The sequence below is a fragment of the Pseudoalteromonas sp. G4 genome (assembly GCF_028875915.1).
GTDB lineage: Bacteria > Pseudomonadota > Gammaproteobacteria > Enterobacterales > Alteromonadaceae > Pseudoalteromonas.
In genome coordinates, this window is sequence record NZ_JAPEHW010000008.1 from 1 (window position 1) to 15,438 (window position 15,438).

Here is a 15,438-nt window from a genome sequence, read left to right on the forward strand (position 1 = left end):
GTGTCCTAATCATTGAACTCTGTCAATATCCATCGTTATTACAAACTCATTTTAGAGTTTACAAAAACAGGCCAAAAGCTACTTCAGCCTCCTTCTGAGTAAGTTTCGCTGTAGCTAGCGAGGTGACATTTTTTAAGGTTGATGAACGAGATTTGATATCTAAAATATCAATAATATTGGCTTATATGCTTATATAGTCTGGAGCGATGGTAACTTACTCATTCAATAAACGAATTAAACTACTAAATAAGCCACTTAGTTGTTTACGGTGTAACTCACCACCGCATTTAGGGCACTCATCCAAAAAGTAATCATTTGGCACAACATCACTTCTAGGGGCAATAATTTTATGCCAACGACACTGGTTACAACTTAATCTTACAGGGTTAGGTCTTACAGCCATTCTAGCTCCAATTAAAAAACGGTGAACGCCATTAAATTAACATTCACCGTTTAAATGATGGGGTTTGCAAGCTTGTGAACCCTGGGTAGAACCAAATTTACTATGAGGCTACAAATCTAAAAGGTTTTTGTCATAAGCTAAGTTTTTACTTTTTAAAGTCCTTAAAACTTTTGATTTCAACATATTTATCCTTGCAGATTCCTTCCTGCGAGATAGCTCATCATAAACTTTTTTAAGAGAAATACTGTCCTTTTCATTTTCGTAAAGATGTTCAAAGTCTATAATTGTCAATGAACTATATGGACGTGAATCAATTCCTTCGATATCCCGTTTTACTGCTCTACCTACTTTACCAAGTCCTTCATAAGGATCATTTTTTTTAGGTGAGACTAAAAAGTTTAAACCATACCTTTTCGCTAACTCTGCCGCAGGTTCGTAACCAAAAGAAGCTGATTCTTTAATCCAATCTTCCGCATTCTTTTTGCTTTCAATTGGAGCTTTAGGATTATTAATTATACTAACACCCAGTAGATACATTGCCTCAGGATTATTACTGTTAGCTGCTCTAGCTAAATACTTATCATAAATTGCGCGTTGTCCATCTAAAAGGGCATTTTTAGCTATTGCTAAGTCTCTATAGCTTTTCTTTAACTCAGGTGACAAGTCTTTATACTTAGAAGTTTTTTCTTCTTCAGCCCAAAACTTATCATTCCACCTTTCTAAATGAGCTACTCGTTCAGACAATTTTGAATCGTCGGGTTTTTTTAAGCCATTTACGTGACTATATTTACCAACCACTTTTGGTAAGCCATAAAAGTATTTCAACCCACTATTTGGCAATATATTCAGTTTAGTTCTTAACAACTTTTCTAGAGAGTACTGCCATAGGTATTCATGGTCGTGAACAAAACTGTAAGTCATATTCCTAATACTAGATAAACTTATATCTCTCGAGTTTAATAGTCGCTCTATATTTCTAGATGAGTATTCAAATATTCTCAGCTCGGCGGATGTTCCTCGAAGTACTTCTGCAAATAAGTACTCTCCAAGTTCAAAAATAACCACTTCTTCTGTGGCGAGCAGGTCATTGGCAATAATTACTTTATGTTCATCTATGTTAAGTTCTTCTTCTATCAGTTGGTATGATAATTTAGGCAATATAAGTAAAACTTGTTTGATACCTTTACTGTAGTTTTTCCAAAACTCAGATCGAGATTTAAGTTGAGTAGATTCTGTTTCATTAATATTCAAAGGGTTGTTAACTTGATTAGCTAACTCACTAAGCAACTTAGCTAACTGATCAAATATGTAAAAGTCATTAATATCATATTTATCTTTTAGTATGTTTCGCGATGAACTGCTTAATTTATGCCAAAGTGTTTTATCTTCATTTGGTAAGCAATTTTCTATTATCCAATTTTCAGTTCGACTCTTAAATGAAAATGATGAATTAATAAGATCTTCAGCAACTAAGAGTTGTTCTTTAATAGTTAAATCATCAATAACGGTTAACAACCAGAAGTCATCACTTTCAGATAATTCGAATGGCAAACTTTTGACCAAATTTTGTATGAGCTTAGTACGAGTAAAAACTGGTTTTGCGAATTTAAGCCTTCTAATGAAATCAAACGTACTAGCATTGTGCTCTCTTGCCAACTTATGACACCCGCAATAATTACCCTCTGATAAATTTATTAACCATGCAATTCTATTTTGGTGTTTATTTCTTAGATAAGGTTTTGCTTCATTTAAGGTCTCGAGAAGGAAACGAGGATAGTATTCTTGTTCTTTCTCTAAATATTGGCTTGCAAGGAAAAATGCGATATTCGCTACAGAATCAAATTTATCAACCGCTTGCCATACTTGAATTAAAATATCCTTACCATATTGTTCATCATCAACATCAACTTCACTTTTAAAAAATAAAAGCCACTCACTCAAAGTAATCACTTCAGCATGCCCATTCCTAATGTAAGTCATTATCTGAGAAAACGATATAGGTGGAAATTGAGGCACATTGCTTCGCGATTTACCAAAACTGCTGCCTCCAATATCATCAGCATTTATAAGGCTATTGTTTACAGGAGTTCTAGGTGGTTCAAAAACAATTCCACTTCTAGATTTCATTTAAACCTTCCTTTTTAAATGATCCAAGTAACTCTTGTCCTTTAAATTGAAAACGAAACATAACCTTCCGGTCTGATGCATTGTCAGACAGTTGATCGGCATCAAGCGAGCCTCGCCCAGCTAATAATACTTTTTTAAAAAAGTCATGTTTGTGCTCAAACTCCATTCCATGGATGAAATGAGATACACTGTTAGCCCTCTTTACACTCAACGCCATGTTATAACTAAAATCACCTTCTCTACTTGAATGCCCTTCAACTACAATCCTAGTAACTTCTTCGGCAATATCACTGTCTTGAAAAACAACACCACTATATATAGGTACAAATGTATTTAAAAACGCTTTACCTGATTGCTTTAAGTCGTGCTCACCTTTCTCGAATAAAACTGAATCAAGTATTGAAATATCCCCAGTAACTGGATCAGCCTCAACAGCAATATTAGCTTCGCTTAAAGCATGGTTTATACCTTGGATTATCATAATCCTCTTATTTTTGCTGGTTTCTTCTGACTGAGATATTTGTACAAGTGCACTTATTAATAATAAGGCAAAAATCATTAATAAAGCCGACATTAAATCGCCAATGGATAACCATGCGCCACTATCATCAACTTCTTCTGTTGTTATCGAGTTTTCATGAGTAAGCATTTTCAGCCTCTTGCTCATTAACTGACTTTTCAAATGCTTTAGCTTCTATTAGAAAATCTGCAGCCTGCGCCAGTCTGTTGTGAATTTTGCTCGCTGCTTCATCGAATCCTTTAAAATATAAATCAGAACTTTGATTTGCCGTTTCAAAGTACTTTTGCATTGCTTTAGGTAACCCTTCGGAGATCTCTTTAAAAACTGCACTTGCTTCTGCATATTCTTTTTTCAACTCTCCAACTTGGGTCCCTACATTTCTAGCAATATCCTCTAGCTTTGAAAAAGTACTAGTTTCAGTTAAGCCAATAGCCTCAACTAGCCTTTCAATAGTTGCTACACTTGCCTGTAAGTGCTCATACTGAGCAGTTAGCTCTTGAAGTAAGTTATGTCTAGTTTGATACTCTTGTTCAAAAACATTTTTAAAGCGATCAACAACTTCAACCAAGTTATTTCGCTGTTTACCTAAAGTGTCCTCTAATAAGTTATTTTGCTGATTGAAAAAATCAGTCAGATTGCTTTGATATTGTTCTCTAAATGCTTCTAACTCAGACTGAACTGTACGAGACATATTTAAAACCTTATTATCAATATCGCCTAAACCAATTCTTAACTGTTCTTGAGCACTTTCCATTAGTTGACTGGCCGCCTGCCCAGTTACACTTATCACTTTTGTTTGCTCTTCAAAAGACTCGCTGGTCATAGCTAGTAAGGCTTCCAAACGTTTCTCTATATCAGCAAATAGTTTAATTTCTTTTTCGGTTCTGGCTGTTAGAGATTTATCTAATTTAGTTCCCATCTCTTCAAAGGCAACAGCCGCTCTTTGAGTACTTTCGTCAAATGCTATTCTTTGCGAATCCATACCTTTTTCAGCCATTTCGAGAACACTACTCACTTTTATAGTAATATCCTCCATTGTACCTTTGGTATCCTCTTTAAATGTCGCCAAAATCTCATTTAATGATGAAGCAAAACTTTGCAACTTATCCATCGTTTGTTGATTGAAAGTATCAATAGTTGAAACTGTATTTGCTATTTCAGCTAACATTCTTTCTACATTTTGGTTTAATTGCTCATTAACAGTGTTACTCATATTCACCGCACTAGCAGTTTCTTTTAATTGCTCTGAAATTGGAGATATAAGCTTGCTCTCCATTTCTTCAATTAAAGATGAAACAATTTGCTTATGATTTATGGTATTTTCTTCTTTTACGTTTTTAAGCTCAGCACACAACTCTTTCATAACAGGAATGAATTCTGATTTTAATGAAGTAGAGACAGCATCCCCTACTTTTACAGATAGTTCATCACCATTAAATCCACCAATTTTTCCAGCTAACTTATCTAATTGAGCTCCCAAATTGGTTGTAAGATTTGCAATCACTTCAGTTAATTGGTCATCACTTTCAGTTTGTGTGTTATCTGCTATTTCTTTTAATAGTTCGAAAGGCGTTCGTTCAATACAATTAGTTTCAACCTTATCTATAAATCTATTCCGAGCTTTATTAGCTTTCGACATGCTCAATTTCAAAATAACGAGCATCACAGCAGAGCAAACCAAACCAACTAAAGAAGTCGCAAATGCTGTTTTCATACCTGTTAGTAATAAAGCTGCAGAGTGAAGTAAAGCAGTTGAATCATTCCCAACGTTCCCCATATCAAACTCAGCTAGTCCAAGTGTAATACCAAGAAACGTGCCTGCTACACCAATACTTGTTAACAAAGCCGGAACTGTTTTATTGTTTGATGAATAGACACTTCCAACTATCTTATTTAACGAATGTGGGATGATTAAATAGCCACCTTTGATATCAATACTATTTTTTGAATTCAAAATATTCGACCGAACCCATTTATTCTCAAGTAACTGTGAATTACTTTTGCCAGCTATCAACTGGTCTAATAGCTTTGCTCTTGTTGAAATAGAGGACCAGTAACTGTAACTCTGCTTTAACTCCCTTAATAAGACAATTACAAAGATTACAACGATTAAACTAACAACCGAGACAGTAAGCGAGTCTTGTAATAAAAGTTCTAATAAACTCATTACTTATAATTCCTTCACAATATATTTTTTTAATTCTTTTTCAGTGAACAGCACATTTGCTAACCTCACTGGTAAATGTTCAGCATCTGATTTGAGTCCTGATGCTATTTGTAGGGGCTTGCGTAACCGAACACTTAACAACCGTTCCTCATGTGAATCTGAATCACTAGCCTCTTTGAGAAAAACTTCAGCTGGAAAGCTACGAATTAAGTTGGCTTGCCAAGATGATTTCTGCTCTCGTAAAGACAGAGTTATTGGGTTTTGTGCGCCAAACTTTTCTCTAGCAAGTTTCCATGCGTGATTTATAGCTATTATTCTCTCAACTATTTCGTTTATTGCCATGTTCCATACCTAAGTAGAACTAATTGAAAACCAATATTAGTTTGAGGACCTTTTAAGGCCCTCAAAGACAACTATCTAATTCACGCTAACCGTAAACCAGGTTTCCCAATCCGCACTATTCTTTACATACGCACTTTTTTCTACTTCTAACAAATGCTTTAACTGATCTTCAGCTCTCAACATAAAATCCATTTTATGAAGCCCTTGCCCAACTCGTAAGTTCCAATAACCTACACCTTGGTCAAGCGTGATTGTGACATTCTCACCTGACTCAAATTCAAGTAATAACGTTCTTCGGTGAGGTACCTGGTATTTTTCTGTCAGTATCAGATTTGCAGAAGGAGAAACCTTAAATTGTAACCAAGCACTAAAAATAGCCTTATAATCTTCGTCATAGTCCCAATCATGTTGAATTGCATAAGCCTGACTATTACCTCTAGTCTTAAAGCAGGTTTTCACAGTAGTTGAGATATCTTTTCCATTAGTTAGTGACTTCAGTAACTCTGAAATCATCAACATACTGGATGGACTTTGTATATAACGATCGGTATAAGTTATACTTTTCAAGGTATTAGAGCGTATTAACTGCTCTAAATTTTTATTTGACTCAGTTAATTGCTTAAGGAAGTTTGACCCAAACTTATCTAGAGGAGCATTTAATTCATCTAGTATTTGAATTTCGACTGTGCCAGCATCGCTAACAGGCTCAAAAGTGAGTTGCGTCCCATTTAGCTCTCTAAATTCATTCGCTTCAACCGTAATTTGATCGCTTGTAAGCCAATCAATACCAGGTAAGGTCGCTTTAGGTGATGTGTTCGCTACAGAAATACACGTCTCTTGGTTTATTACTTGAAAAACAATGGGGTGCTGAAAATCAGCTGCATAGATTTCTGCCCCTATTTTTGCCAAGCTGGTTAGGTATGCTTCAATATCTTCATTAAACTGAACATCAGGAACGATAACTTGAACACTAATATTTTCAGCTAATAAACTATGGAAGACTGATTTAATGTGGCCCAGTGATGTGTCCCAATCGGATATATTTCTTGATAAAACAAATTTAACTGTTTTAGGCTGACTTCGTATTAGTTCATTTAGTTTTTCTTTGAGCGTATTTGCCACATATTTAACAGGCACTCCAATACCAAGCATCTGCTTGCATTCATCTGGTAACTGAATGTAACTTTTAATATTACTTTCGAGCCATTCAAGCGCTTGTGTGCGGTCCAATTTGTCTATGTCATGGCGAGAATCAGACTCTAGTAAGCATTTATTGCAGAAGCGATCACAGTGCTCACTACAATCTAATATATCTAGAAGGTTTATGAGAAGATTTTGAACATTATCTTTGGCTGATGTTGCAAAGCCTGCGCCACCACTTAACATATCGAATAACTGTATTGCTTGAGCTTGGACACTTTTTTCAATTAATGTCGCCCGATTGCCATAACCGACTTCATTAATAGATATGCCTAGTTCATTTACCAGTGCTTTTCTGAGTGCTACAGCAATTGTTGTAGCAATAGACACATCACTTAAATATTCATTGGTAATTGGGCTCCTTAAGATTAACTCAAACACATCGGTTGTCGTTTGGTATCCCAAGTGAATATTTTCTAATATTTTGCCATTGGCATTACATTCAGCCTTACCTTTTTCATCACGTTGAAACTTGTTGGGCATTGGCGGTCTATGTGGCTCATCCAAGGCAAGTGCTTTAGGTAATTCCGATAAAGGCGTCATAGACTCTGCTTTACCACAACTTAAACAAATGCCATAACCAGTTCCATGTAACCCTGAGCAATGGTGGAATACTTGGCCTGCGGTGTCACTTACCATAAACCCTATCTCAGGATTAGGTAATGCTCTGTGCTCTCCTTTCCCTATTACCCAAGGTTTCTCAACAGGTACATAATGGGTACTGGCTATATTATTTGTAGGTTCGTGATAAAAATCAACAACAAAGCCGCTAGGTTGGATTACTTTACGTTGGTTTTTTAAAGGTATTGGTGCTGCGCATTTGGCATTCGTACATACAATTTCACTTTGCTTACTTAACTCCCCCTCATATCCTGTTTGGCCACAACTACTGCAGCGCCATGCCACATCAAACTTTTGAGAGTCTTTACCACCATCCACATGAATATTTTGCCAATTTAGTGAAATACCTGCTGATCTATGTACTCGACCATCAAGCACTAATTCAGTACCAGGTGCAAATTCACGAATTGCAACAGCAAGATTACGGCTTGGCATGCCACGGCTCAACGAAACATTATCTTCACGCTCTTCTTTATTTTTAAAGCGTTCTTTATCTTCTTTCTGACGAATATAATCTGTCAAAGAGTTAACCGAAAGGTTTACAACATCTGTCGGGAAGCCGTAACCAGGTAGAAAGCCTCGTGTTGCTAAGTCTCGTAAAAGGTACTCTTTTATCAAACGGTTAATGTCATTTGATAGCTTATAACCATACGGACTCTCAAGCTCTGTCTGAGATAGCTCAGACTCAATATAGTGGTATTCACTTAACCAACGTTCAGCAAGATCTTTAATTTTTAATACAGTGTCATTACGCAACGTTTTTTCAGAACAATCGGCTAACACTGTACCTTTTACCAATAAGTTAATATCGTCTGACCATTCAGAACTTAATCCATTTACCCAGTCGATAAACTGCTCATAAATTGCTTTACTACCCTCATTTTTTAAATAAAACCACTTTAAGTTTAGAAAAAGCTTTTCTTTTGTTGTGGTGCCAATTTGCTCTCGTAAAAAAGAACCTAATAAAAATGAATTAACATGGCGTTGTACTATTTTTTTAGAACTAAAAGTAACTCTAGGAGCCGCTATTGGCGTGGTAAAAGGCCAGCTTGGTTCACTAAAGACAAATTGATCATGAGGGTTATTTTTACAAATTGTAAAACCAATTGCGCGTGATTCACTCGAACGACCCGCTCGACCCGCTCTCTGTAAATAATTCGCCGGATGTGGAGGCACATTATTCATTACAACAGCTGAAATGCCGCCTATATCGACACCCATCTCCATGGTCGTTGAGCAATTTAGAACATTTTTTTGGCCATTTTTAAAGCGCTCTTCGTAACGTTCTAAGTTATCAGAAGACTGTTGGGCAGAGTGCTCGGCTGTTGTATAGTAAAACCCACCTTCTACAGCACTATCGTTAATATCCGTCCATAGATTCTGCTCACGTAATAATTTAACCTTCTCGTCTTTTGCTACATTTTCACGAATTTCTTCAATGAATGTTGAATTGTCTGTGCTTGTATCAAATTCCCAAATTGATGGTAACTGGATTAATTTACAAAGGTAATTCTCTACATCTTTGTTCCAAGGCATATAAGGCGAAATGCCCGCAAAAATAGTATCAATTAACTTATTAGTAACAGGGCAAATATAGGCTTCGGTTAATAAGCTAAACTCAACTGTTTTTAAATTTAGTTGATATTGTTTTCCTGCATACTCGGTAAGCGTTTTGCTTTTAACTAAATCATTCCACGCGGCTTTTAGCCAAGTATTGAGCCTATCTTCTTCATCGTTTCCGATATCCTTAAACCCTGCGGCTTGTGCCAATAGATTAATTATTCGTTGTTGACGCTTTTTACCTGTTTTAACCAAAGGCCAACGCTTTACCCTATTTTCATTCTCATCTTTAGAGTCTGGATTAATCAAAAACTTAGGATAAAAGTGCATTCCTACCCAGCGAGATATTTCTGCAGGAATTTCGACATAGGTATTTTCTCTCACAAAAAAGTCCATACAAACTTTTAAGTAGTCTTTCCAATCTTTAAGGGTAAAATTAAAGTCCTCCCAATACTCTGGGATCTCCCTGATAGATTCAATGCCAGGATAAACCAACTTAACCAAACCCTGTGTTTCGACACTATTTCTGTATTTCGGCCTGCGTGCTACTTCTCGAGTTAATATCATTTCAGACAGTTTAGTGGCATCGTTTTTCTGAAAAACCTCTGGAGAGAAGTAATGATTCTCATAGGTCATTGAAGTAGAGATGTTGGGTTCTCGCCTAAGCACATCAACTAATTCTCGCCATGAAAATGAAGTTGGCACAATAGCAGAAGTTTTACCCGCCTCTAAAAATGAAATATAAGTATCTAATGCTCCAGCGTCTTCCGGTTTGAGTTTTTTAAGTTGAGGTAACAATTGTTTGAGCATTTCTAGAGGCATGCTCTGAACTTCTTTCACCTTATCCAACACATCAGGTTCTATATCCAACTTTTCTTCAATGTGTTTTCTAAGTTCTCGAATTAAAGCACCCCTGAAATATGAACGTTCAGCTTCTTGTTGCATACTGACGGATATTTTCGCTGTGCCTTGTCGACTATCTGTAAACGTAATTAACCTACGCCCCCGAGCTGGTAATTCATTAGGACCTAGTTGTTTAGCATCACTCTCTTTATCAGGCTCAAAGTCAGGACAGTACTCCAAAATCGTTGGGACGGCATTAGTTGTATAAAAAGGGGCGCCAAGCATTGCACGCCTAAACGCTTTTCCGAGCTTACTTTTTCCTGTGTAACCACAGCTTGAACACTCCTGCAAATCTTGAGCTCTTTGCACTAAAGCAATATCACCTTCATCAAAATCTAATTTCCCCTCTCGATTGACTTCAATTTTAGAATATCCATATTCTTCATTTTCATTTTGGCTAAACACAACTGCTTGAGACGTTTTATAGTCTAATTTTCTCTGAGAGGTTGTATAAACAGAACCGTTATCCTCTCTATCACCCTCAGATAGTGCAAACTCATCAATATTGCGATCTACCCATTGCTGAATATTTGACTGATTGTCATATACACCGAGCAAGTGAGGTTCGTTACATTCTTCACAGAATGACAATTCAAGAGCAGGCGCACCACATTCACAACGCATTCGATGCTGAGAGTACACATTGCCAAATGCCCAACCGTCTTTAAGTGTTGAGTTTTGTTTATGACTACAGTTTTTATCTATACAAGCCCATAAACCGTTTAAGGTTCTTTGAAAGTAATGTGCTCTCAGTTTTAAAAACGCTTCATCGTGACTACTTGGTTTTGTCGCTGTGCATAAATCAATCCACTGATAAAGCTCTTTTTCACTGAGATTAAAATGCGATAAATCTTTCTTAATTTCATTTATCGTTTTTGGTGGTGTATTTGGCTGTGTTAATAATTCACGTAATGAAATCGCAATTTCACTTGCTTCTAACGCTTGGTAACGAAGCATTGAAACACCGGGGTCTTGCTTTTCTTTTGTCTTCCCTGGCAATTGTCCCTTGGGCTCAATTGCAGCAATTTCCTCAAAGCTCAAAGTGTTAAAGGTTCTTTGTCTTAATGGCGGCACAATACGTTGCCCACCTATAACGGCTACTTGTTCTGTTGAGATATTTGCTAAATCAGCTAAGTATTTTTTTAGACTCTCTTCAGCTTCGGCTCCAGCAATAGTTGCAGATGTTGCTACAAAACGAATATCTTCTGGCTTTACCTCAAACGCCTGCATTACTCGTCTTAGTTGTAATGCTAGCTCTGCCGCTTGCGAACCTACATAGGTATGCGCTTCGTCAAGTATTATCCAGCGCAACTTTCCTTTTGACTTTTCTATAATTGGCGCATCGGTTTGCCTAACCAACATATACTCAAGCATAGTACCGTTAGTTACCAAAATTGGTGCTGGACTTTCTCTTAGCGCATCTCTACACATCACTTCTTGAGGCGTTTTCTTTTGAATTTGAAGTTCTTTGCTTTTCAAATACTCAGGTGTTTTACCATTAAATAAACAGAAACGAATATCCCCGTCGAAATGCTGTGTCCAAGCATTTAAACGTTCTCTCTGTGAGTTAATTAGTGCATTAAGAGGGTATAAAAATATCGCTCGAACGCCTTCGAGTCTTTGCTTAGATTCACTCAGCTCATTATGTAAGTCCTGTAAAACAGGTACCATAAAACACTCGGTTTTACCTGAACCTGTACCACTTGTAATAATGCGAGAATTAACTTCATCTTTTTTTAATAAATCTTTCCAAGCTTTATATTGGTGCGCAAATGGATGCCACGTTTTTTTAAATGCATACCGTTTATTTTTATCAGAATCCAAAGAATCTACGACTGCCTGAGACAATAACCCTTCCGATACCAGATCTTGCATCTGATAATCAGTATTTCTTTCCCAACTAAACATTTGTTCAAAAACAGGACCATTAATAAACTTCTCATCCGTTTCCATTTTTTGGTTTAGGTGATTTCTTAAACTAGGGTTATTAATTCCCAATACGCTAAGGGTCGCTTCTTTTGCTCGGTCATTTGCTCGTTTTTTTAGTGTTGAAAAGTATTTATTCAATTTAGTTTACTCCTGAATAAAAAAGCACAAAGCGCATTGGTAAATTGAGTCGAACCAGTTACGATCAAACTCCATTAACTGTCGTAAAAGGAAATAATTGACGGAATCAGTACTAAGCACTTCTTCCCATGATGTATCAGTTGCTGCAACCACTGCAGCTGCAATGGGGAAATATATAACAGCAGCCTGGAATTTATTTGGCACTTTAAACTGGACTAAATGTGGATAATTTTGATTAACCCATTTCTGTAAAGGTAATTGATATTGTTGAGGCCAGCGAATATCAACATCTGAGTTATCTCTTAGTAGCTCTTCGCGCCTAATATCAATCAAAACCGAATACATATTTTGGCTATTCCTTTTTAAAGAGAAAAACTCAGGTAAACCCAGGAAACTGCAAATAGAACTTGCTTTTTCGCTTATATATTTATTAACCAGTATTTGCGGTAGGCCTAACTCACCTAAGTAGTACTCATATTTATTTAAAGCACTCTTCCATTGGCCTATGGGTAATAATTCCCAAACAATATTAAACTCTGTTTGTATTGTCTGCATAACTTTTTCAGTGTTTAATTTAGTCACTAAAGGCAATAGTATTAAACACTTGGGGTGTTTAACTAGCGCTTTAAATGCTTCAAAAGTGAGCGCAGGTAGGTGGGCATATTTATCTAAAAGACAATCAAAATAACCCCACCCAGAATGCTCAAAGTCATTAGTCATTTGCTCTAACACTGCATCAAACGCTGATTTGTTATGTACTGGATGATAAAGCTCTGCAGCTTTACCTAATGACTTAATATGTACTGGTGCATCAATACTGTGTGACGAAGGAATAAAAATAGGCCTGAATTGATAAGTCGAGTTTTGTGAAGGGATCGCAAGATGAGGAGTTTTAACAACCAAAGGAAGTTCAAACTTACCTATGTGTACTTCTCCAGATGACCTCTGCGTTAGTGTTTCACAATTCTGTTCCGGATTAGCTAAGTTCAGAAGCTCAACTTTAAGCCCCGAGAAGTCGACTTGTTTATCTGCTTCAAAACTTAATAAGTTATCTTCTTTTGAACCATAAAGTGCATACCGCCCAATTGTATATTGTTTAGTTTGAACCCCATCACCACTAATAACCATTCGAACTACTGCATCTAATTCTGATGATTGTGCCGTTGCTAAAAGAGATTTTATTTTCTCACGTAAATCAAAAAGATTAACTTCTTCAACGAACTTATCTACCTTGTATTGAAAGAGATAAGAAGTATTGCCTGGTGCACTTGTTGGTGCTTTTAGCTCAATCTCAAACAATGAACTTGGTTTATTAGCCTCTTTAAATAAATTAATCCTTGCTCCAAGTAAATTATCGACAGAAAAAAGGTAAGGAAGCTCACGTCCCGAACCATCAAACAATAAAGCGCCTTTACTTGGAAAAGGTAGTTTTAGAGAAATAGGATCAGATAATAAATTGGCTTGAATCTGCATTTCAAAAGCTGGCGGTGGCGCTCCATTAGCTTCGAGTTCGATTCGTTTACCTCCATTTATCACAACGGCTTTATTTGCTATGTCTTTAGAGATTGAATATAAAAATGGCTTATCACTCTGAATAGTTAGACATCCTAAATTCGATTTATTGCCAGCATGTAAACCTAATTCGAAATCTTTTGGTAAAATCGCTAGCTTTCGACGATACAAAGTTTTTTGCCCGTCTTTTATTCTAAGTACTTGTCTACCAAAAAAATTACAGTTATTGCCCAATTGTGTTAAGTCGTTTTCACCGATTAAGATTTTAGTATGGGGGTAATCACATGCAATCTTTGGTACCCCTTTATAAACTGGGTAACCAGTAACTGTTTCAAATTCAAAAATCTCGCCAGAAATATGAACCGCTTCTTTATGAAAGCTATCGAGTTTTGTTGATAATCCATAATTATCTGTTTTTGAATCTGAAAAATAATTAACGCTTAACTCACCGCTAAAAGTTATTAGACGATAATTATCAAGGCTTAGGTCTTTAAAGATTTGAGCATTACAATCAAACACTTCCGCTGAACCTGCAACTATAGCAGTCAAGGAATCGGCTTTTTTACTATGACTGCCAACGCCAATTACAGTAAGCTTTTCCTTTTGATTAAGTAATAGTGGCATTTCATCACAAGGCAACCAAGATCCTGGGATTGCCTCACTTAATCGTATTCTACCAGCCTGCATTACAACTAATTTCAAAGGCGCTTCATAAACATCACGCGTAAACGTCACTTTAGTTTTTCGCATGTGCAGTATTGCTTGTTCATTAACTAGTTCAGCTCTAGCCATGCCTAAATCAGCAATCTGCTTATCACCCTCATATATCAAAACCTCTACAATTGGTGCTGTTAAGTCTTGCTTTTTAAGATCTACTGATAATTTATTGCTCACAGTAATTTCTGAATTAAATGCCAGGCTTTCAGACTCTTTAACCCATTGAGTCAAACTCAAACGCTCTCTTCTTAGCTTAGATACTTTACGTTGCTGTGTTGCAGAACTTAATAAAACAGATAAGAAGTCATCGCCCACTTTGGTATCCAAGGGGATAGGAAAGCTATTACGCCATTTAGGTAAAAGATTATCGAGATGTTTTGCAGGGTTGGACTGTTTATCCAACTCATAGGTATCAATTAATCCATACAGATTACTCACCATATCATGCAGAAGTGTAACGGTGCTTTGCGTTTGAAAGGCATCTGGCAACTTAGTGAGTTGTTGCTCTATAAATGGAAGAGGTGATTGACCAAACGATTTAGCTCTGTCAAATTCATTTAATAATCTTTTAAATAAACTTTGAAATCGTCCCCCTTCAGCTGCAAGTAGACCAAACGGTAAACCACCTTCCGCATAAACTGAACCTAAGAAATCACTTCTACAGACGCTGTGTTTATTTATAGGACGTTTCCAAAACGTTAAACCTTTTACTATCACCTTTGATCTTTGGTTAGCGTCAAGCTCATACCCTAGTTGCTCAAAAATGCCTGCCCAAGACCAGCCTGATTGATATTCTCTTCGATACCACTCTGCACCAAATAAACAAAAGCAAGCGCACCAATCTCGATCATTTAAGGTCAAGTTTGTAGGGACTCTAAATCTTAAAAGCTCCTTACTCCGCTTATACTCATCTTCAGTTGTATGATAGCTAAATAAAGGTAAACCCTTAGCTTCCAAATAATTACGCTTATTTAAAAATTCTCTAATGAAGATGCTACTACTTTCTAGTTTACTTTTGCTTGCAAAGGCTTCGTCTGAAACGGTCATTATTTTTCCTTTCTAGGCTGAGCAATCTTGTATCTATGCGCGCTATCGTGGTTATTTCGCCTTAATAAAAGCTGAATATAAGAAATAGCTGCACAGTATTTGCTACCGAACAAATATAATGATACTAGATTAAAGAGTTTTTGTTAGAAGGGAGGATTACAAGCTTGCAAAATATGTAGGAAAGTCCATCTAGTTTGCTGTCGAAAATCCCTTTCAACATAGTATCTATACTCTAAATTTTCATTAGTGTAA

The 15,438-nt window shown here is 36.5% G+C and carries 7 protein-coding genes; all 7 read right to left on the reverse strand.

The features are described from left to right. Positions 1–214: 214 nt before the first annotated feature. Complete coding sequence (locus ON073_RS04895; protein ID WP_274760742.1) at positions 215–403, reverse strand: hypothetical protein; 189 nt, start codon at positions 401–403, stop codon at positions 215–217. A gap of 108 nt (positions 404–511) precedes the next feature. Beyond that, complete coding sequence (locus ON073_RS04900) at positions 512–2,530, reverse strand: EH signature domain-containing protein (RefSeq protein ID WP_274760743.1); 2,019 nt, start codon at positions 2,528–2,530, stop codon at positions 512–514. Continuing rightward, on the reverse strand, positions 2,520–3,179 hold the full coding sequence (locus ON073_RS04905; protein ID WP_274760744.1) for an OmpA family protein: 660 nt from the start codon (positions 3,177–3,179) through the stop codon (positions 2,520–2,522). The genes ON073_RS04900 and ON073_RS04905 overlap by 11 nt, the downstream gene beginning before the upstream one ends. Then, a complete protein-coding gene (locus ON073_RS04910) occupies positions 3,166–5,217 on the reverse strand; it encodes a hypothetical protein (RefSeq protein WP_274760745.1) in 2,052 nt (683 codons plus the stop codon). Before ON073_RS04910 ends, ON073_RS04905 begins: the two co-directional genes overlap by 14 nt. A gap of 3 nt (positions 5,218–5,220) precedes the next feature. Further along, positions 5,221–5,559, reverse strand: coding sequence for a hypothetical protein (locus tag ON073_RS04915; RefSeq protein WP_274760746.1), 339 nt, complete (start codon positions 5,557–5,559; stop codon positions 5,221–5,223). A 75-nt stretch (positions 5,560–5,634) separates the two neighbouring features. Continuing rightward, a complete protein-coding gene (locus ON073_RS04920; RefSeq protein WP_274760747.1) occupies positions 5,635–11,910 on the reverse strand; it encodes a DEAD/DEAH box helicase in 6,276 nt (2,091 codons plus the stop codon). 6 nt (positions 11,911–11,916) lie between these two features. Beyond that, the gene (locus ON073_RS04925; RefSeq protein ID WP_274760748.1) at positions 11,917–15,186 is read right to left on the reverse strand and encodes an STY4851/ECs_5259 family protein; all 3,270 of its coding nucleotides are present in this window, start codon (positions 15,184–15,186) and stop codon (positions 11,917–11,919) included. Positions 15,187–15,438 lie beyond the last annotated feature (252 nt).

Bases quoted from the DNA above. Each gene is read 5' to 3' on its own strand.
- ON073_RS04895 (WP_274760742.1), bottom strand. From the start codon at position 403: ATGGCTGTAAGACCTAACCCTGTAAGATTAAGTTGTAACCAGTGTCGT.
- ON073_RS04900 (WP_274760743.1), bottom strand. From the start codon at position 2,530: ATGAAATCTAGAAGTGGAATTGTTTTTGAACCACCTAGAACTCCTGTA.
- ON073_RS04905 (WP_274760744.1), bottom strand. From the start codon at position 3,179: ATGCTTACTCATGAAAACTCGATAACAACAGAAGAAGTTGATGATAGT.
- ON073_RS04910 (WP_274760745.1), bottom strand. From the start codon at position 5,217: ATGAGTTTATTAGAACTTTTATTACAAGACTCGCTTACTGTCTCGGTT.
- ON073_RS04915 (WP_274760746.1), bottom strand. From the start codon at position 5,559: ATGGCAATAAACGAAATAGTTGAGAGAATAATAGCTATAAATCACGCA.
- ON073_RS04925 (WP_274760748.1), bottom strand. From the start codon at position 15,186: ATGACCGTTTCAGACGAAGCCTTTGCAAGCAAAAGTAAACTAGAAAGT.